At 71.2% G+C, this 25,307-nt stretch carries 23 protein-coding genes; 14 read left to right on the top strand and 9 right to left on the bottom strand.

Annotation, left to right across the window (positions count from 1 at the left end; translation table 11 throughout):
* Positions 1-7 precede the first annotated feature (7 nt).
* From ACFVXA_RS33675 to fabF, 3 genes are all read left to right on the top strand, one after another.
* Complete coding sequence (locus tag ACFVXA_RS33675; protein WP_362024702.1) at positions 8-1,069, top strand: ketoacyl-ACP synthase III; 1,062 nt, start codon at positions 8-10, stop codon at positions 1,067-1,069.
* Between the two features lie 72 nt (positions 1,070-1,141).
* Complete coding sequence (locus tag ACFVXA_RS33670; protein ID WP_355788632.1) at positions 1,142-1,390, top strand: acyl carrier protein; 249 nt, start codon at positions 1,142-1,144, stop codon at positions 1,388-1,390.
* A gap of 151 nt (positions 1,391-1,541) precedes the next feature.
* Positions 1,542-2,813 carry a beta-ketoacyl-ACP synthase II gene (fabF, locus tag ACFVXA_RS33665; protein ID WP_362024699.1) on the top strand — a complete coding sequence of 424 codons (1,272 nt, stop codon included), beginning with the start codon at positions 1,542-1,544 and terminating at the stop codon, positions 2,811-2,813.
* 74 nt (positions 2,814-2,887) lie between these two features.
* Here fabF and ACFVXA_RS33660 read toward each other — a convergent pair whose 3' ends face one another.
* Positions 2,888-3,382 carry a DUF3145 domain-containing protein gene (locus ACFVXA_RS33660; protein WP_362024697.1) on the bottom strand — a complete coding sequence of 165 codons (495 nt, stop codon included), beginning with the start codon at positions 3,380-3,382 and terminating at the stop codon, positions 2,888-2,890.
* A gap of 256 nt (positions 3,383-3,638) precedes the next feature.
* On the opposite strand from ACFVXA_RS33660, the gene ACFVXA_RS33655 reads away from it, so the two are divergent.
* Positions 3,639-4,529, top strand: coding sequence for an SGNH/GDSL hydrolase family protein (locus tag ACFVXA_RS33655; RefSeq protein ID WP_383736041.1), 891 nt, complete (start codon positions 3,639-3,641; stop codon positions 4,527-4,529).
* Between the two features lie 10 nt (positions 4,530-4,539).
* Positions 4,540-5,565, top strand: a complete 1,026-nt coding sequence (locus ACFVXA_RS33650) for an aldose epimerase family protein (RefSeq protein ID WP_390028173.1) — start codon at positions 4,540-4,542, stop codon at positions 5,563-5,565.
* 33 nt (positions 5,566-5,598) lie between these two features.
* On the opposite strand, the gene ACFVXA_RS33645 is transcribed toward ACFVXA_RS33650, so the two are convergent.
* Entirely contained in the window at positions 5,599-6,285 is a 687-nt protein-coding gene (locus ACFVXA_RS33645) for a hypothetical protein (RefSeq protein ID WP_389749798.1), read from the bottom strand.
* 452 nt (positions 6,286-6,737) lie between these two features.
* A complete protein-coding gene (locus ACFVXA_RS33640; RefSeq protein WP_390028171.1) occupies positions 6,738-9,176 on the bottom strand; it encodes a glycoside hydrolase family 3 protein in 2,439 nt (812 codons plus the stop codon).
* Positions 9,177-9,280: 104 nt separating this feature from the next.
* On the opposite strand from ACFVXA_RS33640, the gene ACFVXA_RS33635 reads away from it, so the two are divergent.
* A complete protein-coding gene (locus tag ACFVXA_RS33635; protein WP_362024683.1) occupies positions 9,281-9,874 on the top strand; it encodes a TetR/AcrR family transcriptional regulator in 594 nt (197 codons plus the stop codon).
* Between the two features lie 170 nt (positions 9,875-10,044).
* Here the strand turns inward: ACFVXA_RS33635 and ACFVXA_RS33630 are convergent, their stop codons facing one another.
* Positions 10,045-10,434 carry a RidA family protein gene (locus ACFVXA_RS33630; RefSeq protein ID WP_362024680.1) on the bottom strand — a complete coding sequence of 130 codons (390 nt, stop codon included), beginning with the start codon at positions 10,432-10,434 and terminating at the stop codon, positions 10,045-10,047.
* Positions 10,435-10,443: 9 nt separating this feature from the next.
* Positions 10,444-11,262, bottom strand: coding sequence for an NAD(P)-dependent oxidoreductase (locus ACFVXA_RS33625; RefSeq protein ID WP_390028169.1), 819 nt, complete (start codon positions 11,260-11,262; stop codon positions 10,444-10,446).
* A 208-nt stretch (positions 11,263-11,470) separates the two neighbouring features.
* On the opposite strand from ACFVXA_RS33625, the gene ACFVXA_RS33620 reads away from it, so the two are divergent.
* A complete protein-coding gene (locus ACFVXA_RS33620; RefSeq protein WP_390028168.1) occupies positions 11,471-12,403 on the top strand; it encodes a LysR family transcriptional regulator in 933 nt (310 codons plus the stop codon).
* 151 nt (positions 12,404-12,554) lie between these two features.
* Positions 12,555-13,847 (top strand): pyroglutamyl peptidase, encoded by a 1,293-nt coding sequence (locus ACFVXA_RS33615; protein ID WP_390028167.1) that lies wholly within the window; start codon positions 12,555-12,557, stop codon positions 13,845-13,847.
* 45 nt (positions 13,848-13,892) lie between these two features.
* On the opposite strand, the gene ACFVXA_RS33610 is transcribed toward ACFVXA_RS33615, so the two are convergent.
* Complete coding sequence (locus ACFVXA_RS33610; RefSeq protein ID WP_383909330.1) at positions 13,893-14,711, bottom strand: EI24 domain-containing protein; 819 nt, start codon at positions 14,709-14,711, stop codon at positions 13,893-13,895.
* 310 nt (positions 14,712-15,021) lie between these two features.
* Between ACFVXA_RS33610 and ACFVXA_RS33605 the strand changes: the two genes are divergently transcribed.
* Positions 15,022-17,568 carry a M14 family zinc carboxypeptidase gene (locus ACFVXA_RS33605; protein ID WP_390028166.1) on the top strand — a complete coding sequence of 849 codons (2,547 nt, stop codon included), beginning with the start codon at positions 15,022-15,024 and terminating at the stop codon, positions 17,566-17,568.
* Positions 17,569-17,639: 71 nt separating this feature from the next.
* Here ACFVXA_RS33605 and ACFVXA_RS33600 read toward each other — a convergent pair whose 3' ends face one another.
* Together ACFVXA_RS33600 and ACFVXA_RS33595 are read right to left on the bottom strand one after the other, a co-directional pair.
* The gene (locus ACFVXA_RS33600) at positions 17,640-18,068 is read right to left on the bottom strand and encodes an organic hydroperoxide resistance protein (protein ID WP_362024668.1); all 429 of its coding nucleotides are present in this window, start codon (positions 18,066-18,068) and stop codon (positions 17,640-17,642) included.
* A gap of 116 nt (positions 18,069-18,184) precedes the next feature.
* Positions 18,185-19,210 carry an NADP-dependent oxidoreductase gene (locus ACFVXA_RS33595; protein ID WP_362024666.1) on the bottom strand — a complete coding sequence of 342 codons (1,026 nt, stop codon included), beginning with the start codon at positions 19,208-19,210 and terminating at the stop codon, positions 18,185-18,187.
* Positions 19,211-19,306: 96 nt separating this feature from the next.
* Here ACFVXA_RS33595 and ACFVXA_RS33590 point away from each other — a divergent pair, with 96 nt between their 5' ends.
* The gene (locus tag ACFVXA_RS33590) at positions 19,307-19,741 is read left to right on the top strand and encodes a MarR family transcriptional regulator (protein ID WP_362024663.1); all 435 of its coding nucleotides are present in this window, start codon (positions 19,307-19,309) and stop codon (positions 19,739-19,741) included.
* Between the two features lie 120 nt (positions 19,742-19,861).
* On the opposite strand, the gene ACFVXA_RS33585 is transcribed toward ACFVXA_RS33590, so the two are convergent.
* The gene (locus tag ACFVXA_RS33585; RefSeq protein ID WP_383736073.1) at positions 19,862-20,665 is read right to left on the bottom strand and encodes a hypothetical protein; all 804 of its coding nucleotides are present in this window, start codon (positions 20,663-20,665) and stop codon (positions 19,862-19,864) included.
* A 274-nt stretch (positions 20,666-20,939) separates the two neighbouring features.
* Between ACFVXA_RS33585 and ACFVXA_RS33580 the strand changes: the two genes are divergently transcribed.
* From ACFVXA_RS33580 to chvE, 4 genes are all read left to right on the top strand, one after another.
* Complete coding sequence (locus ACFVXA_RS33580) at positions 20,940-22,097, top strand: mandelate racemase/muconate lactonizing enzyme family protein (protein ID WP_383736076.1); 1,158 nt, start codon at positions 20,940-20,942, stop codon at positions 22,095-22,097.
* Positions 22,094-23,098, top strand: a complete 1,005-nt coding sequence (locus ACFVXA_RS33575) for a zinc-binding dehydrogenase (RefSeq protein ID WP_389755862.1) — start codon at positions 22,094-22,096, stop codon at positions 23,096-23,098. The genes ACFVXA_RS33580 and ACFVXA_RS33575 overlap by 4 nt, the downstream gene beginning before the upstream one ends.
* Positions 23,099-23,191: 93 nt before the next feature.
* On the top strand, positions 23,192-24,157 hold the full coding sequence (locus ACFVXA_RS33570; protein ID WP_383736081.1) for a hypothetical protein: 966 nt from the start codon (positions 23,192-23,194) through the stop codon (positions 24,155-24,157).
* Between the two features lie 37 nt (positions 24,158-24,194).
* Positions 24,195-25,301: a multiple monosaccharide ABC transporter substrate-binding protein gene (gene chvE, locus ACFVXA_RS33565; protein ID WP_390028165.1), complete on the top strand. Its 1,107-nt coding sequence runs from the start codon at positions 24,195-24,197 to the stop codon at positions 25,299-25,301.
* Positions 25,302-25,307: the final 6 nt, after the last annotated feature.

Here is a 25,307-nt window from a genome sequence, read left to right as displayed (position 1 = left end):
CGAGAGCATGTCGAAGATCAAGGCACCGAAGGGCGCTCCGTTCGCGCGGATCCTCGGCGTCGGCGGCTACCGCCCTGTCCGGGTGGTGCCCAACGAGGTGATCCTGGAGACGATCGACTCGTCCGACGAGTGGATCCGCTCGCGCTCGGGCATCGAGACCCGGCACTGGGCGAACGACGAGGAGACCGTCGCCGCGATGTCGATCGAGGCGTCCGGCAAGGCGATCGCCAATGCCGGGATCGACGCCGACCAGATCGGCGCCGTGGTCGTCTCCACCGTCTCGCACTTCAGCCAGACCCCGGCCGTCGCCACCGAGATCGCCGACAAGCTCGGCACCAACAAGGCCGCCGCCTTCGACATCTCGGCCGGCTGCGCGGGCTTCGGCTACGGCCTGACTCTCGCCAAGGGCATGGTCGTCGAGGGTTCGGCGGAGTACGTTCTCGTCATCGGCGTGGAGCGGCTGTCCGACCTCACCGACCTGGAGGACCGCGCGACGGCCTTCCTGTTCGGTGACGGCGCGGGCGCGGTCGTCGTGGGTCCGTCCAAGGAGCCGCACATCGGCCCCACCGTGTGGGGTTCCGAGGGCGACAAGGCCGGCACGATCAAGCAGACGGTGCCGTGGGACCGTTTCCTCCCCCAGTTCCGCTCGAGCGGTGACACCCCCACCGGCGACGTCTCTGAGCTTCCGCTCGACTCCAAGGGCGAGATCAAGTTCCCTGCGATCACGCAGGAGGGCCAGGCGGTCTTCCGCTGGGCCGTGTTCGAGATGGCGAAGGTCGCCCAGCAGGCGCTGGACGCGGCCGGAATCACCCCGGACGACCTGGATGTCTTCATCCCCCACCAGGCCAACGAGCGGATCATCGACTCGATGGTGAAGACGCTGAAACTGCCGGCACACGTCACGGTCGCCCGTGACGTACGCACCACCGGCAACACCTCGGCCGCCTCGATTCCGCTCGCGATGGAGCGGCTCCTGGCGACCGGCGAGGCGAAGAGCGGCGACACCGCGCTCGTCATCGGCTTCGGGGCGGGTCTCGTGTACGCCGCCACGGTCGTTACCCTCCCCTAGGCACACCGTCCGGATCATCTCCGGCCGGAGTACCGCCACACCCTCTGGATACATACCGAAGGAGCGCCTGACATGGCCGCCACTCAGGAAGAGATCGTCGAAGGTCTCGCCGAGATCGTGAACGAGATCGCCGGGATCCCCACCGAGGACGTCCAGCTGGACAAGTCCTTCACCGACGACCTGGACGTCGACTCGCTGTCCATGGTCGAGGTCGTCGTCGCCGCCGAAGAGCGCTTCGACGTCAAGATCCCGGACGACGACGTCAAGAACCTCAAGACCGTCGGTGACGCGACGAGCTACATCCTCAAGCACCAGGCCTGATCTTCCGATCACCTGGGCTGAAGGCCCGGGTTCGCCTGGGCCGAAGGCCCGGTCCCTCCGGGCCGGGCGCCCATGGTTCGCCTGGGCTGCATGCCCCGCCACCCGGCGGTGGCGCCGCTGAATCCTCGTATCCGTTGGAGAAAGAATTCCCGTGAGCCCGACCAATCGCACCGTGGTCGTCACCGGTATCGGCGCAACCACACCGCTGGGTGGCGACGCAGCCTCTACCTGGGAGGGCCTGGTCGCCGGTCGTTCCGGTGTCCGCGCCCTGGAGCAGGATTGGGCCGCCGATCAGGCGGTCCGTATCGCGGCGCAGATCGCCGTGGAGCCGGGCGAGGTCATCCCCCGCCCGCAGGCCCGACGTCTGGACCGCTCGGCGCAGTTCGCGCTGATCGCGGCCAAGGAGGCCTGGGCGGACGCCGGTTTCACCGACAAGGCGGGCGAGGACGCGAGCGTCGACCCCCACCGGCTCGGCGCCGTCATCGCCTCCGGCATCGGCGGTGTGACGACCCTGCTCGACCAGTACGACGTGCTGAAGGAGAAGGGCGTACGCCGTGTCTCCCCGCACACCGTGCCGATGCTGATGCCGAACGGCCCGTCCGCCAACGTGGGCCTCGCCGTCGGCGCCCGCGCCGGCGTGCACACCCCGGTCTCCGCCTGTGCCTCGGGCGCCGAGGCCATCGGCTACGCCATCGAGATGATCCGCACCGGCCGTGCCGACGTCGTCGTCGCCGGTGGCACCGAGGCGGCCATCCACCCGCTGCCCATCGCCGCGTTCGGCAACATGATGGCGATGTCCAAGAACAACGACGACCCCGAGGGTGCCTCGCGCCCCTACGACATCGCCCGCGACGGCTTCGTCCTCGGCGAGGGCGCCGGCGTCCTCGTCCTGGAGTCCGCCGAGCACGCCGCCAAGCGCGGCGCCCGGGTCTACGCGGAGGCGGTCGGCCAGGGCATCTCGGCCGACGCCCACGACATCGTGCAGCCGGAGCCCGAGGGCCGCGGTATCTCGCACGCCCTGCAGAACCTGCTCGACAACACCGACCTGGACCCGGCCGAGATCGTGCACGTGAACGCGCACGCGACCTCGACCCCCGCCGGTGACGTGGCCGAGCTGAAGGCGCTGCGCAAGGTGTTCGGCGACGACGCCGACCACATGGCGGTGTCCGCCACCAAGTCGATGACGGGTCACCTCCTGGGTGGCGCGGGCGGTGTCGAGTCCGTCGCGTCCGTCCTCGCGCTGTACCACCGGCTCGCGCCGCCGACGATCAACGTCGACAACCTCGACCCCGAGGCCGAGGCCGCCGCCGACGTCGTCCGCGGTGAGGCGCGCAAGCTGCCGGTCGAGGGCCGCATCGCCGCCCTCAACGACTCGTTCGGGTTCGGCGGGCACAACGTGGTGCTTGCGTTCCGCACGATCTGAGCATCGCCTGTACGTAAGTGAAGGGCCCCCACCGGCTGGTGGGGGCCCTTCGCGCGTCCGGGACTCGAGAGTGCTCACACCACCTGGTGCAGCCAGCGGACCGGGGCGCCCTCGCCCGCGTAGCGGAAGGGTTCCAACTCGTCGTCCCAGGGCTTGCCGAGGAGTTTGGCGAGTTCGGCTTCGAGGTCGGTCTCGCCGCGCTGGGAGCGCAGGAGGGCGGCGCGCAGGCGGTCCTCGGGGATCAGGATGTCGCCGTGGATGCCGGTGACCGCGTGGAAGATGCCCAGCTCGGGGGTGCAGCTGTAGCGCTCGCCCTCGGCCGTGGGGCAGGGCTCGGCGGTGACCTCGAAGCGCAGCATCTGCCAGCCGCGCAGCGCGGAGGCCAGCTTTGAGGCGGTGCCGGGCTCGCCCTTCCAGGAGAACTCGGATCTCCAGGTGCCCGGCGCCGCGGGCTGCCGGATCCAGTCGAGGTTCACGCGTGTGCCGAGCACCCCCGCGACCGCCCACTCGACGTGCGGGCACAGCGCGCGGGGCGCGGAGTGCACGTAGAGAACTCCACGTGTCGTCACTGGGGCCTCCGGACAGAGCGAGACATCTTGTAACTTAGCGGAACGGCAGTGGCAGGGCGGCCACGGGGCGAGGCTACCGTGCGGCGGCGCAAGGAGTGTGACGTACCGTCGGTCCCGACGCCCGGAAACACCGAGGTTTCACCCGCAGGGACGCGGTGCTGACCGACCGTGTCCGTCAGGGCACGTCCGGGCCTCCCGGCCGGGTGTCCCAGGTCGCCTTCGGGAAGACACAGCAAACGAACGAGGGGACCAGGGGATGCGCAACCGCAGTCACCGATCACGGGCCGTCGTCGCCGTCGCGGCGGCGGCTCTCCTGGGCGTCGCCGGGTGCGACGCCTCCGGTGGCGACTCCCCCGCGCCCAGAGGCACCACGGCGAACGCGCTCCCCTCCCCCACCTGGGACCGCAGCCCGCGGTCCGTGGCCGCGGTCGGCGACTCCATCACCCGCGGCTTCGACGCCTGCGCCGTGCTCTCCGACTGCCCCGAGGTGTCCTGGGCGACCGGCAGCGACGCGCAGGTCCGCAGTCTCGCGGTTCGGCTGCTCGGGAAGGCCGGGGCCGCCGAACACAGCTGGAACTACGCGGTGACCGGGGCGCGGATGGCGGACCTGCCCGGGCAGATGGCGCAGGCGGCGACGAGCAAGCCCGAGCTGGTGACGGTGATGGCGGGGGCGAACGACGCCTGCCGCTCCTCCACCTCGGCGATGACGTCCGTCGCCGACTTCCGCGCCGAGTTCGAGGACGCGATGGACACGCTGCGCAGCGCCCTGCCCAAGACTCAGGTGTACGTGTCGAGCGTGCCGGACCTGAAGCGGCTGTGGTCGCAGGGCCGGACCAACCCGCTCGGCAAGCAGGTCTGGAAGCTGGGCATCTGCCCGTCGATGCTGGGCGACCCGGACTCCCTGGGCTCGGCGGCGACCCTGCGGCGTGCCAAGGTGCAGGACCGGGTGGAGGAGTACAACAAGGTGCTCCAGGCGGTGTGCGCCAAGGACCGGCGCTGCCGCTTCGACGGGAACGCGGTCTTCGACTACCGCTTCGGCACGGACCAGTTGAGCCACTGGGACTGGTTCCACCCGAGCAAGGACGGTCAGGCGCGACTCGCCGAGATCGCCTACCGGACCATCACCGCGCGCAAGCCCGTGACCTAGGGTTTCCCGCATGAGCGAACTTTTCGGCACACTTTCCGACGGCACCCCCGTCCACCGCTGGACGCTGGAGCGGGCCGGGGTCCGGGTGCGGGTGCTCACGTACGGCGGGATCGTGCAGTCGGCCGAGCTCCCGGACCGTTGGGGGTCCTCCCGCTCGGGCGAGGCCGAGAAGGGGGGAGGCCGCGCCGTGAACGTGGTGCTGGGCTTCCCGGACCTGGCGGGCTACCTCGCCCATCCGGAGCCGTACTTCGGGGCGCTGGTCGGGCGGTACGCGAACCGGATCGCGGGCGGCCGTTTCCCACTGGACGGTCTGACCTACCACCTCGCCCAGAACAACGGGCCCAACTCCCTGCAGGGCGGGGAGTTCGGTTTCGACAAGCGCGTGTGGGACGCGGAGCCCGTCGCGCACGGGGTGCGCCTCACCCGGGTCAGCCCGCACGGCGAGGAGGGCTTCCCGGGCCGCCTGGAGGTCTCCGCGACGTACACACTCGACGTCGACGGGACAGCGGTCGCGCTGCGGATCGTGTACGAGGCGGTCACCGACGCGCCGACCGTGGTGAACCTGACGAACCACACGTACTGGAATCTGAGCGGCTGGGGGAGCGCGGGCGGGCACGAACTCCGCATCGCCGCCTCCCGGGTGACGCCGGTGGACGGAGAGCTCATCCCGACCGGCGAACTCGACCCCGTGGAGGGCACGCGCTTCGACTTCCGCCACGCGCGCAAGGTCGGCGCCGGGTACGACCACAACTTCGTGCTCGACAAGGGCGTCACGGCGACGGCCGTCGAGGTCGCGGAGCTGCACGACCCCGCCTCCGGGCGCGTGCTGACCGTGGCGACCACCGAGCCCGGGATGCAGCTCTACACCGCGGACCACCTCGACGACTCGCTGCCCTACGCGCCCGGCGACGGCATCGCGCTGGAGACGCAGCACTTCCCCGACTCCCCGAACCGGCCGGAGTTCCCGAGCACGGCACTGCGGCCGGGCGCGGTGTACACCTCGGAGACCGTCTTTCGCTTCACGGTCCGGGCCTAGGCACTGCCTGCCTCTACGTCTCTCTACGACTCTCTACGAACTCTCGCCGCGCATCCGCTTGGTCGCCTTGCCGAGGATCGACATGGCGCCCAGGCAGATCGCGGTGACGGTGCCGCCGATGGCGATGGGGAGCGGGTCGAAGCCCTTGACCCCGTTGATCAGGATCAGCGCGCCCAGCGCCATGATGACCGAGTACAGGCTCTGGCCGACCCTGGCCCCGGCCGGGACGACCTGGAGCAGCTGCGGAATGGTCGTCGCGGCGGCGAGCCCCATGCCGAGCGGGATGAACGCGGCGAGCATCAGCCCGCCGAAGCCGAACGAGTTCCCGTACGCGCCCCAGCCGGCGCCCTTGACCAGCAGATAGCCGACGGCGCCCAGGGACAGCAGGACGAGGACGCCGTTGACGTACGCGGCCTGCGTGGCCGCCTTGCGGGCGCTCGGCAGATGGGCGGCCGGGGAGCGCCAGGCGTCCGGGGTGAGCCGGCGCAGCTGCTCCTTGAGGCCCCGCGCCTTCATCAGCGCGAGGACGCCGACCACCAGGCCGACGAGGCCGAGCGCCGTGCCCGCGAAGCCGATCGGCTTCTCGGTGATGCCGTAGTGGGCGCCGCCGAAGGTGAGCGGGATGCCCAGCACAAAGCCGTACGCGTACACCTTGGTGGTCTGCTGGATCTGCACCACCAGCGCGCGCTGACCCGCGTTCAGGTTCGGGTCGATCGCCATCCGGGCTTCACCCAGCTGCTGTTGGGGGGCCATCGGCTGCTGCGGCTGCTGGGGGTGCTGCGGGTAGGGCTGGTAAGGCTGTTGAGGCGGGTACGGCTGTGGGGGGTAGCCCTGCTGAGGAGGGTAGGGAGCCTGCGGCTGAGGAGGGTAGGGAGCCTGCGGCTGAGGCGGGTACGGGGCCTGCGGCTGAGGCGGGTGGGGCTGCCCGCCCTGGTACGGGTAGGGCTGCCGGCCCTGGTACGGGCCCTGTTGGCCGCCGTACGGGCCCGGCTGCTGCGGGTGTCCCTGCGGCGGCGGGTACGGACCTTGCTGCTGACCTGGATACATGCGCTTCTCCCCCGAACCGGCGTGTGTCGGCCCGCGAGTCTGCCACAGGCGGCTGAGAGGCAACGAGCCCCGGTCCGGAGGTCAGGTTCCGGACCGGGGCTGCTCGGTGGGGAGCTTGTCCCGGATCAGACGTTAATCGTCGCCGCGACCCGGCGGTCGGCGATCGACCGGCCCGCCTGAACCTCGTACGAACCCTTCACAAACGACCACGCGTTCGTGCTCTCGTCCCAGATCTCGAAGGCGCGGCGGGGGAGTTCCACGACGGCCTCGGCGCTCTCGCCCGGTGCGGCCTCGACGCCCGCGAAACCGGCCAGCAGACGGGCCGGCCGCTCGGCGCCCGGCTCCACCGGGGCCAGATAGACCTGGACGACCTCGCGGCCGGCCCGCTCACCGGAGTTGCGGACGCGGATCGTGGCGGTCGTCCCGTCGACCTCGATCGACTCGTACGTCCAGTCGGTGTAGCCGAGGCCGTGTCCGAAGGGGTACGAGGGGGCCTTCCCGGCCTTCTCCCATGCGCGGTAGCCGATGAACACGCCCTCGGTGTACGGGAGTTCGCCGTCGGACGGGAGCACCTCGGTGACCAGGGCGTCCTCGAAGGCGCCCCAGGTGGTGGGCAGGCGGCCGCCCGGCTCGTGCGCGCCGGTGAGGACGTCGGCGAGCGCGGCACCGCCCTGCTGGCCGGGGAACCAGCTCAGCAGCACGGCGGCGACCTCGTCGCGCCAGGGCAGTTCGACCGGGGAGCCGGAGTTGACGACCACGACGGTGTTCGGGTTGGCGGCGGCGACCGCGTGCACCAACTCGTCCTGGCGGCCGGGGAGTCGGAGGTCCTTGCGGTCGAATCCCTCGGACTCGACACGGTCGGTGGTGGCGACCACGACGACGGCGGTGTCGGCGGCGCGGGCGGCCTCGACGGCCTCGGCGATCAGTTCGTCGGGGTCGCGCTGCGGCTCCTGGTGGGCGAGCGCGAAACCGACGACCTTCATCGGGATGCCCTCGGGGAGGCTGACCACATGGGTGAGGGAGACCTCGACCGGGCGGCCCGCGGTCAGTTCGGCCTGGGCGCGGGGCACCGGGGCTCCGAAGAACGCCTCGAAGGGGTCGTCCTTCTCGGTGCGCTGGGCGTCGTCGAAGTACGTCGTGCCGTCGACGGCGAGGGTGAAGGCGCCCAGGCCCTTGATGCCGAAGGTGTGCGGGCCGCTGTCGCGCGGGGTGAAGGTGCCGGTCAGCTCGACGGTGTGGAGGGCGTCGTGGGTGACCCCGTCCGGGAGGTCCTCGCCCATCCACTGGATCTGGCCGTTGGGTGCCGAGCCGCCGCCGATGACCTCGCCGTGCGCGTCGCGGCAGACGGCGCGCAGTTCGAACCCCTTGCCGGCGACGGTGAGTTCCTCGTTCGGGTCGGCGCCGACGGCGTACGTCAGGCTGCCCTCGGGGAGCGCGGCGGTGAGGCCGTCGAGGGGCGAGACGATCCGGGCGGGGAAGACGGTGGCGGAGCCGCCGCCGAGGACACGGGCGTCGCGGGCGGCGGCGCCGATCAGGGCGACGGTGCCGGGCTTCAGCGGGAGGGCCCGGCGTTCGTTCCGTACGAGGACGAGGGCGCGGCGGGCGATCTCGCGGGCCAGCGCCTCGCCGTCGACGGGCGCGGGCGGCTCGGTCACCACCGGCTCGGCGCCCTCCAGGATGCCGACGCGGGCGGCGAGCCGGAGCACGTTGCGGACCGCCTCGTCGACCTTGGCCTCCTCGACCTCGCCGGCCCGCACGGCGGCGGCGAGCGGTGCGCCGTACACGGTCCGCGGGCCGGGCATGGCGACGTCGAGTCCGCCTTCGATCGCGGCCTTGGTGGACCGGGCGGCCATCCAGTCGGAGACGTTGAAGCCGTCGAAGCCCCATTCGGCCCGCAGGATCTCGTTCACGAGGTAGCGGTGCTCGGTCATCGTCGTGCCGTTGACCGAGTTGTAGGCGGTCATGATGCCCCAGGGGTGGGCGTTCTCCACGATGGCCTCGAAGGGGGCCAGGTAGAGCTCGCGCAGGGCTCGCTCGGAGACCACGTTGTTCACCGTGAAGCGGTCGGTCTCGGCGTCGTTGGCGACGAAGTGCTTGACGGTGGTGCCGACGCCTCCGGACTGCACGCCCCGTACATAGCCGGTGCCGATCACGCCGGTCAGATATGGGTCCTCGCTGTACGCCTCGAAGTGGCGGCCGCCGAGCGGGGATCGGTGCAGGTTCACGGTGGGCGCGAGCAGCACGTGCACGTGCTTGCGGCGGGCCTCCTGGGCGAGCAGGACGCCCGCACGGCGGGCGAGTTCCGGGTCCCAGGTGGCGGCGAGCGCGGTCGGGGACGGGAGCGCGATGGACGGGTCGTCCGCGGTCCAGTGGACGCCGCGGACGCCGATCGGGCCGTCGGACATGACCAGGGACTTCAGCCCGATCTCGGGGAGCGCGCGCAGCGACCACATGTCCTGCCCGGACAGCAGCCTCGCCTTCGCGTCCAGGTCCAGCTTGCCGAGGGCCGCCTCGACAACCGCCTCGCGGGCCGCGTCCCGCCTGTCCTTCGCCGTCTCCGCCATGCCGGCACCTCCTCGTTGAAAGCCGTTGGGCTCCCCACATCCTGCACCCGTTACCTGTAGAGCGGTAGGTTTCGTTATGCTGGCGTTATATTCGGGATGATCGGATGCCGTACGGTGACGCCATGACGACCAGGACCAGAAGCGAGGAGCGGCGCGCGGAGATCGTGCGTGCGGCCCTGGAGGTGATCGCGGAGCGCGGCTACCGCGGTGCGAGCCTGGCCGCGGTCGCCGAGCGGGTGGGCCTCACCCAGCAGGGGCTGCTGCACTACTTCCCCACCAAGGAGGCCCTGCTCGTCGCCGTCCTCAAGGAACGCGACCAGTGGGACGCGGTACCCGACAGCAAGTGGCGGGTCGATCTGCTCACCTCGCTCGTCGAGTACAACGCCATGCGGCCCGGGATCATCCAGACCTTCTCGGCGCTGCTCGGCGAGAGCGTGACGGAGGGACATCCGGCGCGCGAGTTCTTCACCCAGCGCTATGCCGCCGTCCGCGCGAACATGGCCTCCGTGCTGCGCGCCGAATACGGCGACCGGCTGCCGAACGGGCTCACCCCGGAGCGCACCGCCCCGCTGCTCGTGGCGGTGATGGACGGTCTCCAGTACCAGTGGCTGCTGGATCCCGAGTCGGTGGACATGCCCGGCGCGTTCCGGGACTTCCTTACCCTGCTGGGCGAGAACCCGGGACAAGGCGCGCCCTGACTTCCACGGGTCGCCTCAACCGCCGCCTCACTGCCGCCAGATGACGGCGAGCGTCCTGCTCACCCCGCAGACGATGGCGAAGGCGATCGCCCACGCCCAGGCACCGGCGAGCACCCAGGAGCACGCCCGGGTTCGCCGCCTTCATGCGCGGCGGTATCACCCGGAACGGATCACTCCGGCCCGGCCACCGCGGCGACGACCTCGATCTCGATCAGGGCGTCCGGCTTGAACAGGCGGGACGCCTCGAAGGTCATGCTGGTGGGCGCGGTGCCGGTGAGGAACTCCCGGCGTACGGCGCCGTATTCGTCGAGCTTGTCGATGTCGGTCAGGTAGGTGCGGATGTTGATGATGTCGGCGAGCGTGGCGCCGTGTGCCTTGAGCAGGGCGTCGATGGTCTCGAAGACACCGCGGCTCTGCGCGGCCAGGTCCGCCCCGTCGGCGACCTGGCCGGAGAGGTACAACAGGGCGCCCCCGCCGGGGAGTTCGACGCGGGCGACCTGGGAGTAGTAGGCGTTGGCGGGCCCCGGCGCGGAGGCCGGGTTGTCGAGCGATATCCGCATGGCGTTCCCTCAGCTGGAGTGACGGATGTGGGTGACGGCCCGCGCGATGTCCGCGTGGGCGATGTCCGGGTCCGCGGCGGCCCGCCTGAACTGCTCCGACACCGCTTCCATGACCGGAAGCGCGGCCGACGCCGACTTGGCCGCCAGGTCGGCGTCCTTCACGGCGAGCGAGGTGTCGAAGTGCACGTCCTCGGCGAAGGCGCGGCCGACGGCGCCGCGGAGTGGGCCGTTCGCGAGGGCGGTCCGCGCGGCGTCCTCGTCGATGCCGAGCGCGTCCGCGAGGACCATGGCCTCGGCGACGAGGGCGACTCCGCCGAGGACGGCGGCGTTGACGACGAGCTTGAGCGCGGCGCCGGAGCCCAGCGGTCCGGTACGGGTGACGGTGCCGAAGTGGGCGAGCACATGCTCGACTCCGGCCACGTCGCCGCCCGCGAGGACGTTGAGCTGCCCGGCGGCGGCCTTGTCGGTGCTGCCGGCCACGGGCGCGTCGACGAGCGTCACGCCCTCCCCGAGCCGGGCGGCCAGCGCCTTCACCACGTCCGGGCCGACCGTCGACATCTCCACCCAGTACGCGCCCGGGCGCAGCTCCGGCACGACGGCGTCCGCGACGGCGTCGAGCGCGGCCGGGTCGGCGAGCATCGTGATCACCACGTCCGCGTCGCGCGCCGCCTCGGCCGGGGACGCGGCGAGAGTGGCACCCTGCGCCACGAACGGCTCCGCCTTCTCCGCAGTGCGGTTCCAGACCGTCAACGGATGCCCGGTGCCGAGGAGTTGGCGAGCCATCGCGGCGCCCATGTGCCCGAGTCCGAGAAGAGAGATCTTTTCCATGGACGGGACGCTAGGCGCGCGCGGCCGATGCGACAAGCGAATGTCTAGCATGCCTGCCATGCCGAACCCGCATGCCGCACATTCGTATGACACGCCTTCGTATGACGCGCAGTCGTATGACGCGCAGTCGTCTCACCCGCATGGCGCGCAGTCCTCCGACCCGCAAGACGCGCAGTCCTCCGACCCGCATGACGCGCCTCCCCCTGAAGTGCTTTCGCACGACGCGCCCGATCTCTCCACAGCCTGGCTGCGGGTGTTCCTCGACGTCGCCCGGCACGGTTCGTTCACCGGGGCCGCGCGGACGCTCGGCTGGACGCAGTCGGCGGTGTCGCGGCAGATCTCCTCGCTGGAGGCCGCGCTCGGCGGGGCGCCGCTCTTCGACCGGCTGCCCCGGGGCGTGCGGCTGACGGAGGCCGGGCGGGTCCTCGTCCCGCACGCCGAGTCGGTGGTGGAGCGGCTGCACGGCGCGGTGCGGGAACTGGCCGCCCTGCGGGAGGTGGCCGGCGGCCGGCTGCGGGTGGGTGCCTTCGCCACGGCGGACGCGGCCCTCGTCCCGCGGGCCATCGCCACCTTTCGCGCCCGCCACCCCGGCGTTCGGCTCACCCGCGAGGAGGGCTTCACCCCCGTACTCCTGGACCGGCTGACCGCCGGCCATCTCGACCTGGCGGTCGTCTCCACGACGGGCCGCGCCCCGCTGGACGCCTTCACTCTGCACCACCTCCTCGACGAGTCCCCGTACGTCGCCGTCCCCGCCGACCACCCGCTCGCGTCCGAGCCCCGCGTCCGGCTGACCCAACTCGCCGACGCCGACTGGATATCCGGCGGCCCGCGCCCCGAGGGCACCCTCCTCGACGCGGCCCTGCGGCACGGGTTCCGCCCGCGCGTCGCGCATGTCGTGGCCGAGTGGACCGCCAAGCAGGGGTACGTCGCCGGCGGCCTCGGGGTGACGCTGATCCCGGCGCTCGCCGCGGAGTCCGTACGGCCCGACATCGCGCTGCTCCCCGTACTCGACGAGGACGCGCCGGCGCGGGCGGTGTACGCGGCGTCGGTGCGCGGGCGGTCCCTGGCACCGGCGGCCGAGGCGTTCCTGGCGGCGCTGCGGGAGTCGGCCGCCGAGATCCCCGGCACCAGGACGACGTGATCCGGCCACCAAGGTCTCGGAAACCGGGGGACTTCATCCGGCCTCCCCGGTGCCCCACCCGTCACGCACCATGGCGTACGCCCCGGCCGTCACGCGATACTGCCGCCTGTCCGGCAGCACGCACCCCACGGCGACGGAAGGCCGAACTCCCTTGACTCACATACGCGCCCGGATCGGCGTACTCGGACTGGCCCTGGTGGCGGGACTGACGGCCACGCCCGGCGCATCGGCCGCCGACGCCTCCACCGTCGAGGAGCGGCGGCTCGACCGGACGGCACCGCAGGAGATCCTGCGGCGCTCCGGATTCGACACCGTGGCGGCGGAGTTCGCGCGGGCCCTGGGCAGGGCGGACTCGTACGAGCAGGCCCGGCACATCGTCGTACAGCAGGGGTCGCGACTGTGGCGGCGGGCCGTGGACCGGGCGCAGGGGCGGGGTCCGGCGGGCGGGGACCTGAGCCGGGACGACGACCGGCCGCTGTACTGGGCCCGGCTCGGCATGACGCGTGAAGTACGCCAGTGGGAGCCCGACTTCGGCCTCACCGTCCCTCAACGCGCCCAACTGCTGGACGCGTTGGAAGAGAACTCGCGCGGCCAGAACGCCATCCGCTACCCGCACACCAAGGGCGTCAAGCGGATCCTGGTCACCGGATTCGACCCGTTCACACTGGACCGCGACATCCGGATATCCAACCCGTCCGGGGCCACCGCGCTCGCCCTCGACGGTACGACCATCCAGACCGCGGACGGCCCCGCCCGCGTCGAGACGGCCATGTTCCCGGTCCGCTGGCAGGACTTCGGCGACGGCGTGGTGGAGCGGACCCTGCGGCCGTATCTGCCCCACGTCGACCTGTTCACGACGGTCAGCCAGGGCCGCGTCGGCCGCTTCGACGTGGAGCGGACCAACGGGGCCTGGCGGGGCGGCTACCCGGACAACCAGAACCTCTCGGTCACCGGGATAGTCCCGGTCACCGACCCGGCATCACAGCCGCAATGGACGTCGACGACCTTGCCGTACAAGGCGATCGTCGCCGCGGACACCGGCCGCTTCCCCGTGTACGACAACACGTCGGTGACCGAGATCCCGGCGGGCGGCACGGATCCGGTCGTACGCCCCGACGGCCCGACCCCGGGCTCGACCGCCCGCGCCGGAGGCGGCGGCGACTACCTCTCCAACGAGATCGCCTACCGCGCGACGCTCCTGCGCGACCGCCTCGGGCTGCACTCCACACTCCCCGGCGGCCATGTGCACACGCCGGTGCTCCAGTTCGGCACCGGCAACACGGACCCGGCGACCGGGACGGTCACCGATCCGGAGTTCGTACGGAACCGGCTGGACATCATCGCTCAGGTCCGGGCGATCCTGGCGGTGGCGGTGGACGCCCCCGCTCCCTCGCCCTCTCCCTCTCCCGCTCCCGCTAATGCGACGGAGCGAACGCGAGGCTGATGCCGAGGCCGGCCGGGACGGAACCGATGACCTTGTCCGTCTCGGTCACGGGGTGGCGTCCTCCTGTTCGGACGTGTCGTCTTCGGGGGCGCCCTCGGCCGTCTCCGTCTCGGACTCCGACTCTTCGTCGAGGAGGTCGCGGGCCATCAGCGTGGCGCCCGCGACGGCTCCGGGCATGAGGAAGACCGCGACGAACGGCACCAGGAAGGCCAGGCCCAGAGGCGTGCCGAAGCCCCAGACCAGGGTCTTGCGGGAGCGGAGCAGCGTGAGACGGGTGCGGAGGTCGACGCCCCGGCGCTGGAGGGCGACGGCGGTGAGCTCCTCGGTGAGGAAGAACCCGGTGACGAAGAAGCCGATCACCGGGACGACGGTCTGCCCGACGAACGGCACGAAGCCGAGCGCGAAGAGCAGTACGCCCCAGACGACGGCCCGTACGACGATACGGAGGCTGTCGCGCGCCGAGATCCACAGCTCGCGCCAGAGGGGCAGCCCCGACTCGGGGGCCGTGCCGTCCGGGGAGACGTCGCGGTCGACCTTCTCGGAGAGGTTCTCGTAGAACGGCTGGCCTATGAGGAGCGTGACCGCGGTGAACGTGAGGACGGCGAGGAGGAGGGCGAGGGCGAAGAGTACGGCGGTGAGGAAGCCGCGGAAGAGGCCCGGCCAGGGGCTGGTCCAGTCGTCCGCGAACGGGGTTGCCCAGGTGATGAAGTCCTCGCCGTGGAGGGCGAGGGTGACGAGGGCTGCCGCGTACAGCACGAGCGTGATGAGTCCCGGGATCAGTCCGAAGCCGTACTGCTTCCCGTGCCGGACCACCCACCGCTGGCCCCGCACCAAGTAGCCGAAGCCCACCCCAAGATCGCGCATGGGGGAACTCTAGCGGGGCAGGTGCCGGTCCGGTCGGGCGGGTTTTTCGCCCCCTCCGCCCCTGCCCGTCCCGTACCTGGGGCTCCGCCCCAGACCCCGTTCGCGCAGTTCCCCGCGCCCCTGTCCAGGGGCGCGCAGCCCCCAGGGACGGGAATGGGCAGGGGCGGTGGGGGCGAATCACACCGCGGTGCGCCATCCGGGGCAGCCACGACGACAGCCGTGACGGCAACGCCCTCTTGTTGCGCGAGAGTCGAACAGGTACACCTCGCCGTACCGAACTCAGGCACCCCTCGCCCCGGAGGTACAACGCGTGCGTTTAGCGAGACCTCGTCCGAGACCCGCCCTGATCGCCACCCTCACCGTCACCGCGACCGCCCTCGGTCCGCTCCTCCTCGCCCCGCCCAGCGCCACCGCGGACCGCAGACCACCGCCGGTCCGTGAGGGCTCCGGGGCGGTGGACGGCGCCGCCATGACCCCCGCGAGCGCCGCCAGGAGAGCCCTCAGCGCCCCCGTCACCGATCTGTCCGCCGACGCCGGCGGCTACCCCCGCGAACAGGTCCTCTCCGCCGACCCGGAGAACCCGGCCGACAAGTCCATCAAGCTCGGCCTCACCCCGTACCACGCCATCGCCCCGAAGCTCAACGCCCTGCAGCGGCTGGGGGACCGGGTGAGCGTCGAGGTCGCGGGCCGCTCGGCCGGCGGTCACCGGCTCTACCTCGTCACCGTCACGGCCCCGGAGACCGCCCGCCAGGCCCGCGCCCAGGAACGTATGCGCGAACTCATCGAGAACGCGCCCCGGGCGGCGGCCGAGGACCCGGCCGTGAAGAAGACCTACAAGACGCCCGTCTTCTTCAACAACAACATCCACGGCAACGAGTGGGAGGGCACCGACGCCGCCCTGAAGCTGATCCAGCAGCTCGCGACCGCGCACGACACGAAGACCACCGACCTCCTCGCGCACAGCCGGCTCTACTTCAACATCACCGCGAACCCGGACGGCCGTATCGCAGGCACCCGTACCAACGCCAACGGCTTTGACCTGAACCGCGACCTCCTCACCGCCTCCCAGCCCGAGGCGCGTGCCATGCGGCAGATCGCGATCGACAAGCAGCCGGCCGTCATGCTCGACCTGCACGGCTACGTCAACGGCACGCTCATCGAGCCCACGACTCCCCCGCACGGCGAGAACTACGAGTACGACCTCTTCCTCAAGAACAGCTACGCCAACGCCCTCGGCATGGAGGCCGCCGTCAACGGCCTCGGCCACACCCCCGCCAAGGATGGCGTGGAGCCGGTCCAGATCCCCTTCCGCGACCAGCGGGAGGGCTGGGACGACTGGCCGCCGATCTTCACGCCGCAGTACGCCGCGTTCCACGGCACGGTCGCCGCGCACACCGTCGAGATCCCGCTGACCGTGAACAACTCGGCGTACGACACCCTGCCGGTGGACGAGCTCAGACGCCGTTCGGCCATCAACGTCGACGTCGCGGGCGCCGCCATGCGCGCCACCCTCGACTTCACCCGGTCCCACCGGACGTCCCTCGTCGCCGACCAGATCGAGGTCTTCCGGCGCGGTGCGACGGGCGCCGCCCAGGTGCCGGTCTCCGCCGAGACGGTCCCCGGCGTCCCGGGCATCGGCCCCGAGGACGTCTACACGACCGACTTCCCGCGCGCGTACGTCATCCCTGCGGGCGCCGCCCAGCGCTCCGGCACGGCCGCCGCGCGCCTCGTCGACCACCTCGTCGCCGACGACGTGCGCGTCACCCGCGCGGCCGGCGCCTTCCGGCTCGCGGGACGGTCGTACCCGAAGGGCTCGTACGTCGTCGATCTGCACCAGCCCAAGCGCGGACTGGCCAATGTCATGCTCGCGGACGGGCGGGACATCAGCGACAAGGTGTCGACGATGTACGACATCTCGGGCTGGAGTCCGGGCCGCCTGTGGGGCGCGACGGTCGAACCCGTACGGAGCGGGAGTCTGTCCGGCGTCCCGTTGCGCGCCGTGCACGCCGCCGCGCACGTCGGACACGTCGCGCCGCGTGGCGACCTCCGCCTCCGGCTCGACACCCCGCAGGAGATCGCGGCGCTCAACTCCCTGCTGCGGGACGGGGTTTCGGTACGCCGGACGGCTGACGGAAGTGCGCTCGTGCCCGCCTCCGCCCGGACGGAGGCGGTCGCCCTCGCCCGCGCGTACGACGTCGCCTTCGACGCCACGAAGGCATCCGGAGGGACCGCCCTGCATCGCGTCCGCGTCGCCGCCGCGGTCACCGCCGGCGAGCTCTTCGCCCTGCGCGAGATGAACTTCGACGTGGTCCCGGTGTCGACCGGGACCCTCGACGCGGGCTTCGACTGGTCCACGGCGGACGTGCTGTTCGTGTCGTCGGGCCTGGACCACTCGGCCCTGACCCCGTCCGCGCGTTCGGCCCTGGACGCCTTCCTTGGCACCCACGGCCTCGTCGGCCGGGGAGCCACGGGCGCCGCGCTCAACGCCGCCGCCGGACCGCTGGCGGTGCGCCCGGTGGAGGGCAACGGTGACGCCAACGGCGTGGTGAGGGTGGTGAATTCGAGCGGACCCGTCACTGCCGGAGCGCCGGATCACAGCTTCGTGTACGCGCCGCTCTGGTTCACCGATCTCGGGGCCGGGGTCCGTGTCGAGCAGTCGTACGCGACGGGCGATCCGCTGGTCTCCGGGCACTGGCGCCCGTCGGCGGACGGGACGGGAGGGCCCGCGGCGGCAGCCGGCCGGGCCGCGGTGGTCAGCGGACCGGGCGCCGTCCTCTTCGGCACGGAGCCGCTCTTCCGTGACCACCCGAAGGGGGAGTTCGCGCAGGTGGGCCGGGCCTTGCTGACGGTGTCCTGAGCAAGGTCCGGTACGACAGAGGCCGCACCCCACGTCCTAGGGTGCGGCCTCCGCGTGTGCAACGACTGCCGTCAGGCAAGCGTCACGGTGATGTTGCCGCGGGTCGCCTTCGAGTAGGGGCACACCTGGTGGGCCTTCTCGACGAGCGCGCGGGCGGTGGTGGCGTCGACGTTCGGGATGTCGGCGGAGATCTCGACGATGATCCCGAACCCGTCCTCGTTCTTGCCGATGCCGACCTTCGCGGTGACAGTCGAGCCGGAGATGTCGGCGTTCTCCTGCCGGGCCACGACACCGAGGGCGCCCTGGAAGCAGGCGCTGTACCCGGCGGCGAAGAGCTGCTCCGGGTTGGTGCCGGCGCCGCTGCCGCCCATCTCCTTGGGCGGGTTGACGACGACGTCGAGCTTGCCGTCATCAGTGGCGACGCGGCCGTCACGGCCGTTCTCGGCGGTGGCGACGGCGGTGTACAGGACGTCAGAACGTCGGATTGCAGAGCTGGACATACGGTGCGTTCCTCCTTGGTCCGCCGCGACTCGCGCCCACGATCGCGACGACTTCGGAAAGAAGTTACCGCATGCCGGAAGTGCAGCGACAGGCCCTCTCGGGATGACCTGTGGGGTCAGAGCTTGACGATCATCTTCCCGGTGTTGTCGCCGCGCAGAACCCCCAGGAACGCCTCCAGGTTGTTCTCGATGCCCTCGACGACCGTCTCGCGGTACTTGAGCTCGCCGGAGCGGACCCAGCCGCCGACCTCCTGGACGAACTCCGGCTGCAGGTCGTAGTGGTCGCCGACCAGGAAGCCCTGGATGCGGCCGCGGGTCTGGATGAGGCGGCCGAGGTTCTTCGGGCCGGGCACGGGCTCGGTGCTGTTGTAGACGGAGATCATGCCGCAGACGGCGATGCGGCCGTCCCGGTTGAGGGAGCCGATGGCCGCCTCCAGGTGGTCCCCTCCGACGTTGTCGAAGTAGACGTCGACGCCCTCGGGAGCGGCCTCCCGCAGCTGCTCGCTGACCGGCCCGTTCTTGTAGTTGAAGGCGGCGTCGAACCCGTACTCCTCCACCAGCAGCTTGACCTTCTCGTCGGAACCGGCGGAGCCGATGACCCGCGAGGCGCCCTTGAGCCTGGCGATCTGGCCGACCTGGCTGCCGACGGCACCGGCGGCGCCCGACACGAAGACGGAGTCGCCCTCCTTGAAGGAGGCGGTGCGCAGCAGCCCGGCGTAGGCGGTCAGGCCGGTCATGCCGAGCACGCCGAGGTACGTCGACAGCGGCGCGGCCTCCGGGTCCACCTTGACGGCCTGCTTGGCGTCCACGACGGCGTACTCGCGCCAGCCGAGGAAGTGCAGGATGTGGTCGCCGGCCTCGATCCCCTCCGCCTTCGAGGCGATGACCTCACCGACCGCACCGCCCTGCATGACCTTGCCGAGCTCGAAGGGGGCGACGTACGACTTGGCTGCGCTCATCCGGCCACGCATGTACGGGTCGACGGAGAGGTACTTGTTCCGTACGAGGACCTGGCCCTCCTCCGGCTGCCGGACCTCGGCCTCGACCAGGGCGAAGTCCTTCGGCTCGGGCCAGCCGACCGGACGGCTGACCAGGTGCCACTCGCGGTTGACGGCGGGGAGCTGGGGGGTGGTGTCGGTCATGGGGGGCGCCCTTCTACGGCTCTAATACTTCAGTACCTGAAACAACCATGCTCCTGAATATTTCATGATGTCAAGTAACGCGGTACTCTGGAGCGCATGGCCACGCAGAAGACACCCCGGATCGACCCCCTGACCATGGAGGTCGTCGAACTGATCGGCTCGGTCGTGGCCCGCTACCACGAGGAGTACGAGGACGCGGCGGCCGAGCACGCGCTCACCGGTGCGCAGGCGCGGCTGCTGAGCCTGCTGTCCCTGGAGCCGCTGCCGATGCGGCGGCTGGCGCAGCAGCTGAAGTGCGAGCCGTCCAACGTCACGGGGATCGTGGACCGGCTGGAGGCACGGGGTCTGGTCGAGCGCCGCCCGGATCCGGCGGACCGCCGGGTGAAACTGGCCGCGGCGACGTCGGAGGGCCTGGCCGTGGCCCGGGGCCTTCGCGACTCCCTGAACTTCGCCCGGGAGCCACTGGCGGGACTCTCAAAGGACGAGCGCCTGACGCTGCGGGACCTGCTGCGCCGGATGCTGGGAGCGTAGTTCTTCGCCCCCTCCGCCCCTGCCCGTCCCGTATCCGGGGGCTGCCGCCCCCGGACCCCCGCCAAAAGATCGCGCAGTTCCCCGCGCCCCTGAACAGGGGCGGCGGGGGCGAGACCTCCGCTACGTGCACCACCACAAGAAGCGGTTGCAGGTTTTCGACGGCGAAGGGGCCGGAGCCGGCGCCGACGTCGTCGGGGCGGACGTGGCGGGGGCGGACGTCTGGGGGGCCGAGGTGACGGCGGGCGCCGACGTCACGGTCCCCGGAGCCGCCCCAGCCGTCGCCGACTGCTCGTCCTTGGTGTTCTTCGTGTCCTTCGCGGAGGCGGACGCGGACGGGGACCCCGAGCCGGAGGGCGACGCCGAGGCGTCGGGAGAGCCGCTCGCCGAGCCGGCGCCCGCACCCCCCGTGTCGCCCAGCGGCCGCGCCGTCTCCCCCGCCTTCGAGGACGTCGAGCCGTCGGCCGACTCGGCCCCGGCCTCCGCCGCGGGCTTGGGAAGCAGCCCGGGCCCGTCGACTCCGAGTTCCGCGAGGCTCAGTCCGCCCGCCGCCAGGACGAAGCCGGCGGCGATGAGCAGCGTCCGACGCCGCCGACGACGGTGTGCCGCGGCCTTGCGGTCACGTCGGCTCGCACCACCCGGGGCATCCGGACCCTCCGGCCCCGCCGCGTCCTCGGCACCCCGCCCGCGCTCACGTCCCCGGCCCCGGCCCTGGTTCCGCCGCCGGGCGGCACGCCCCGGGCGCTCCTCCGCGTCGTCGTCCTCGTCGTACAACGCGTCGGCGTCAGCCGGGTCCGCGCCGGCGCCCCCTTCCGGGCGTACGTCGGTCTCCGCCGCGTGCGCGCGGAGCCCTTCGGCTGGTGCGCCGCACCCCGGGCAGGCAAGGGCGCCGTTGAGGTGCCTTCGGCACGGGTGGCAGTAGTCCATGACGCGGGAAGACTAAGTTCCTCACAGGTAACGTTCATAGGCACAGCTGTGAAGGTTGTGTGGGGAACCGGCCGTTCCGGCGTGCGGAGTTGCGACACCACCGACCATTCCCCGCCATCCCGCGCGATCCCCCGTCATCCCGCGCCCATCGCGTCGAAACCGTTATGCGTTCGCCCCATTGACACCCCCGGGGCCACGTCCTTACTGTCACGCCAGCATTTCGAACGTGTGACGAAATTTCGAACAGATCCGAAGAGCACAGGGGGCAACTGCCGTGCGCATCACGGGAATCAGCACACACGTGGTCGGGACGCCCTGGCGGAACCTGACCTACGTCCAGGTGCACACCGACGAGGGCATCACCGGAGTCGGCGAGACCCGCATGCTGGGCCACACCGACGCACTGATCGGCTATCTGCGGGAGGCGGAGGCCAACCACATTCTCGGCTCCGACCCGTTCGCCGTCGAGGATCTCGTACGCCGGATGAAGTACGGCGACTACGGGCGCGCCGGCGAGATCGTGATGTCCGGCATCGCCGTCGTCGAGATGGCCTGCTGGGACATCAAGGGCAAGGCCCTCGGGGTGCCGGTGTGGCAACTGCTCGGCGGCAAGGTCACCGACAAGGTCAAGGCGTACGCCAATGGGTGGTACACGACGGAGCGGACTCCCGAGGCGTATCACAAGGCCGCGCAGGAGGTCGTGGCGCGCGGGTACCAGGCGCTGAAGATCGACCCCTTCGGGACCGGCCACTTCGAACTCGACCACGAGCAGAGCCTGTACGCCGTCTCGCTCATCGAGGCCGTGCGCGACGCCATCGGGCCCGAGGCCGAGCTGATGCTGGAGATGCACGGGCGGTTCTCCCCCGCCACCGCGATCCGGCTCGCCCGCGAACTCGCGCCGTTCAACCCCGCCTGGCTGGAGGAGCCGGTCCCGCCGGAGAACCTCAAGGCCCTGGAGAAGGTCGCCGCCAAGGTGGACATCCCGGTCGCCACCGGTGAGCGCATTCACGACCGGATCGAGTTCCGCGAGTTGTTCGAGAGCCAGACCGCCGACATCATCCAGCCCGACGTCGGTCACATCGGCGGGATCTGGGAGACACGCAAGCTCGCCGCCACCGCCGAGGCGCACTACGTGCTCGTCGCCCCGCACAACGTGGGCGGGCCCGTCCTCACCGCCGCCTCCCTCCAAGTCGGCTTCACCACACCGAACTTCAAGATTCTGGAGCACTTCAACGACTTCGCGGACGCGGAGATCAAGAAGGTCGTGAAGGGTGCGCCCCAGGTCGTCGACGGCTACTTCCAGCTGTCGCACGCGCCCGGTCTCGGCGTCGAGCTGGACGTCGACGCGGCGGCCGAATTCCCGCAGCAGCAGGCCCGGTTCGACCTCTGGGCGGACGGCTGGGAGCAGCGCAGGCCCAAGGGGACGCAGTGAGCACGGCGGTCGTCGTCGAGGCGCCGGGCCGGCACCGGCTGGCCGGCCACGAGCCGGCGCCGCCGGGGGCCGGCGAGGCCCTCGTCCGTGTGCACGCCGTCGGCATCTGCGGCAGTGACCGCGAGGTGTACCAGGGCAACCGGCCCGAGGGATACGTCCGTTACCCGCTCACACCCGGCCACGAGTGGTCCGGGACGGTGGAAGAGGTCGGCGCCGGAGTCCCCGGAACGCTCGTCGGCCGCAAGGTCGTCGGGGAGGGCTTCCGCAACTGCCAGGTCTGCGACCGCTGCCACGCGGGCGAGACCACGCTGTGCACGGCGGGGTACGAGGAGACCGGCTTCACCCGGCCGGGTGCGATGGCCGCCACCCTCACCCTGCCCGCCCGGCTGCTCCATGTCCTGCCGGACGACGCCGACCTGACGGCCGCCGCCCTGCTGGAGCCGGCCGCCTGCATCGCGGCCGCCGCCCTCAAGGCGAACGCGCGACCGGGCGAGAGGGTCGCCGTCGTCGGCACCGGAACGCTGGGCATGTTCGCCGTGCAGTTCCTCGCGGCCGGCTCCCCGGCCGAGCTGCTCGTGGTGGGCACCCGCCCCGACCGGGCCACGCTCTCCAAGGGCTTCGGCGCCACCGACTTCCGTACGAGGGACCAGGAACTCCCCGGCGACTTCGACGTCGTCATCGAGACCGCCGGGTCCGGGTCCGCCGCGCGTACCTCCGCCGCTCTGCTCCGGCGCGGCGGACGCCTTGTCCTGACGGGGATCCCGGCGCCGGGCGCCGAGGGCCTCGACCCCACCGATCTCGTCGTACGGCAGCTGGAGGTGCACACCGTGTTCGGGGCGCCGCCGGCGGCCTGGGCGCACACGGTGCGGGTGTTCGGCGCCGGGCTGCTGAATCCGTTGCCGCTGGTCACGCACGAGCTGCCGCTCGCGGAGTTCCCGCGGGCCATCGAGCTGGTGGGGTCCGGGGATCCCCAGGTCGGCAAGGTCCTGCTGCGCCCCTGATCCGTACGCCGGTACGGAGACCCTGACGCTCCGTACCGGCGTACGCCCACCGACACGAACCATGTCCGAAATATCGAACGCGAAGGACGGCTTGTGACCGACGCCTCCCCTCAGGCAGCCCGTCGACCCGGTGAGCAGGCACTCGCCGCGCTCGGCCTGGGCGCGCCCGCCCTCTCCCCCGCCGACGCCTCGCCGCACACCTTCCCGGGAGGCGGCCGCTGGCGTACCGAGGTTCCGTCCGTCGAGGGCCCCGAGGCCGTGGGCGTGGTCCTCAAGGAGTCCTCGCGGCTCGATGTGCCGATCCACCGGATCAGCCAGGGCAGCGGTGTCTGGATGCTGACCGATGCCGAGATCACCGAGATGGTCGAGGCCACCGGTGAGCGCGACATCGAGCTGTGCCTGTTCACCGGGCCGCGCGGCACCTGGGACATCGGCGCCTCCGTACGGACCGACTCGCGCGGCGGCGGGCTGCGCGCCCGGGGCCACGACGCGCTCGCCGGATGTGTCGAAGACGCCGTCCGGGCCGCCGAGTTGGGCGTCAAGTGCCTGCTCGTCGCCGACGAGGGCGTGCTGTGGACACTGCACCGGGCCCGCCTCGCCGGGATCATCCCGGCCGACACGACCCTGAAGGTGTCCGCGCTGATCGGGCCGGTCAACCCGGCCGCGTACGCCGTGTACGAGAACCTCGGCGCCGACTCGGTCAACGTACCGAGTGATCTGACGCTCGATCACCTCACCGAGATCCGGCGGGTCTCCGCCGCCCCCATGGACATGTACATCGAGGCCCCCGACGACCTCGGCGGGTACGTGCGGATGTACGAGGTCGCCGAGCTGATCCGGCGCGGCGCACCGCTCTATCTGAAGTTCGGTCTGTCCAAGGCCCCCGGGATCTACCCGTACGGCACCCATATGCGGGATCTGACCCTGGACACCGCCCGGGAGCGGGTGCGGCGCGGCCGCCTCGCCCTGGACCTGCTCGCCCGGCACGGCGCGGACGGCGACATGGCGCCGCTCGGTTCCCGGCTGCCCGGCCCGCTCCACCGCTTTCCCACGCTGTGACCCCTCTCAACGACGAGAAGAACAAGGACTGATGACCATGCGCAAGCGCAGAGCAGCCCTCGCCGCCATAGCCGGAGCCGCCTCCCTCGCCCTGACGCTGACCGCCTGCGGGCAGAGCGGTTCGGGCGGCAGCAAGGAGGGCAAGGGCAGCGGCAAGGGCGGCACCATCGGCATCGCGATGCCGACCAAGTCCTCCGAGCGGTGGATCGCCGACGGCAAGAACGTGGTCAAGGACCTGGAGTCCAAGGGCTACAAGACCAAGCTGGTCTACGGCGAGGACGACCCCGACCAGCAGGTCTCGCAGATCGAGAACCTGATCACGCAGGGCGTGAAGGCCATCATCGTCGCCGCGATCGACAACAAGTCGCTGAACAACGTCCTCCAGCAGGCCGCCGACGCGAAGATCCCGGTCATCGCCTACGACCGGCTGATCCTCGGCACCAAGAACGTCGACTACTACGCGTCCTTCGACAACACCAAGGTCGGCGAGCTCCAGGCCAACTACATCGTCGACAAGCTCGGCCTGAAGGGCGGCAAGGGCCCGTTCAACATCGAGCTGTTCGCCGGCTCCAACGACGACAACAACACCAAGTACTTCTTCAACGGCGCGATGAGCGTCCTGCAGCCGTACATCGACAGCAAGAAGCTGGTCGTCCAGTCCGGGCAGACCGGCCTCACCCAGGTCACTACCCTGCGCTGGGACGGCGCCACCGCGCAGAAGCGCATGGACGACATCCTCACCAAGTCGTACCAGAGCAAGAAGGTCGACGCGGTGCTCTCGCCGTACGACGGCATCTCCATCGGCATCCTGTCGGCGCTGAAGTCGGACGACTACGGCTCCAAGAGCAAGCCGCTGCCGGTGGTCACCGGTCAGGACGCCGAGCTGGCCTCGGTGAAGTCGATCATCGCGGGCGAGCAGACGCAGACCGTCTACAAGGACACCCGCCAGCTGGCCAAGGTCGCCTCGACCATGGTCGACGACGTCCTCAACGGCAAGAAGCCGCAGACCAACGACACCAAGACGTACGACAACGGCTCCAAGGTCGTCCCCGCCTACCTGCTGCAGCCGGTCAGCGTCGACAAGTCCAACTACCAGCAGGTGCTGGTCGACGGCGGCTACTACACCGAGTCCGACCTCAAGTAACCGCCG

Source organism: Streptomyces sp. NPDC058246 (assembly GCF_042881985.1).
GTDB lineage: Bacteria > Actinomycetota > Actinomycetes > Streptomycetales > Streptomycetaceae > Streptomyces.
Note: the sequence above shows the minus strand (reverse complement) of the source record. Positions and strands in the feature narration are given on the sequence as shown.

What these genes read in the sequence shown, in the direction of transcription:
- ACFVXA_RS33635 (WP_362024683.1), top strand. Translation starts at nt 9,281, where the DNA reads ATGCCGTACGGTGACGCCATGACGACCAGGACCAGAAGCGAGGAGCGG.
- ACFVXA_RS33590 (WP_362024663.1), top strand. Translation starts at nt 19,307, where the DNA reads ATGGCCACGCAGAAGACACCCCGGATCGACCCCCTGACCATGGAGGTC.
- ACFVXA_RS33585 (WP_383736073.1), bottom strand. Translation starts at nt 20,665, where the DNA reads ATGGACTACTGCCACCCGTGCCGAAGGCACCTCAACGGCGCCCTTGCC.
- ACFVXA_RS33655 (WP_383736041.1), top strand. Translation starts at nt 3,639, where the DNA reads ATGCGCAACCGCAGTCACCGATCACGGGCCGTCGTCGCCGTCGCGGCG.
- ACFVXA_RS33600 (WP_362024668.1), bottom strand. Translation starts at nt 18,068, where the DNA reads ATGTCCAGCTCTGCAATCCGACGTTCTGACGTCCTGTACACCGCCGTC.
- ACFVXA_RS33595 (WP_362024666.1), bottom strand. Translation starts at nt 19,210, where the DNA reads ATGACCGACACCACCCCCCAGCTCCCCGCCGTCAACCGCGAGTGGCAC.
- ACFVXA_RS33625 (WP_390028169.1), bottom strand. Translation starts at nt 11,262, where the DNA reads ATGGAAAAGATCTCTCTTCTCGGACTCGGGCACATGGGCGCCGCGATG.
- ACFVXA_RS33610 (WP_383909330.1), bottom strand. Translation starts at nt 14,711, where the DNA reads ATGCGCGATCTTGGGGTGGGCTTCGGCTACTTGGTGCGGGGCCAGCGG.
- ACFVXA_RS33630 (WP_362024680.1), bottom strand. Translation starts at nt 10,434, where the DNA reads ATGCGGATATCGCTCGACAACCCGGCCTCCGCGCCGGGGCCCGCCAAC.
- ACFVXA_RS33645 (WP_389749798.1), bottom strand. Translation starts at nt 6,285, where the DNA reads ATGGCGATCGACCCGAACCTGAACGCGGGTCAGCGCGCGCTGGTGGTG.
- ACFVXA_RS33650 (WP_390028173.1), top strand. Translation starts at nt 4,540, where the DNA reads ATGAGCGAACTTTTCGGCACACTTTCCGACGGCACCCCCGTCCACCGC.
- ACFVXA_RS33675 (WP_362024702.1), top strand. Translation starts at nt 8, where the DNA reads ATGTCGAAGATCAAGGCACCGAAGGGCGCTCCGTTCGCGCGGATCCTC.
- ACFVXA_RS33670 (WP_355788632.1), top strand. Translation starts at nt 1,142, where the DNA reads ATGGCCGCCACTCAGGAAGAGATCGTCGAAGGTCTCGCCGAGATCGTG.
- ACFVXA_RS33640 (WP_390028171.1), bottom strand. Translation starts at nt 9,176, where the DNA reads ATGGCGGAGACGGCGAAGGACAGGCGGGACGCGGCCCGCGAGGCGGTT.
- chvE (WP_390028165.1), top strand. Translation starts at nt 24,195, where the DNA reads ATGCGCAAGCGCAGAGCAGCCCTCGCCGCCATAGCCGGAGCCGCCTCC.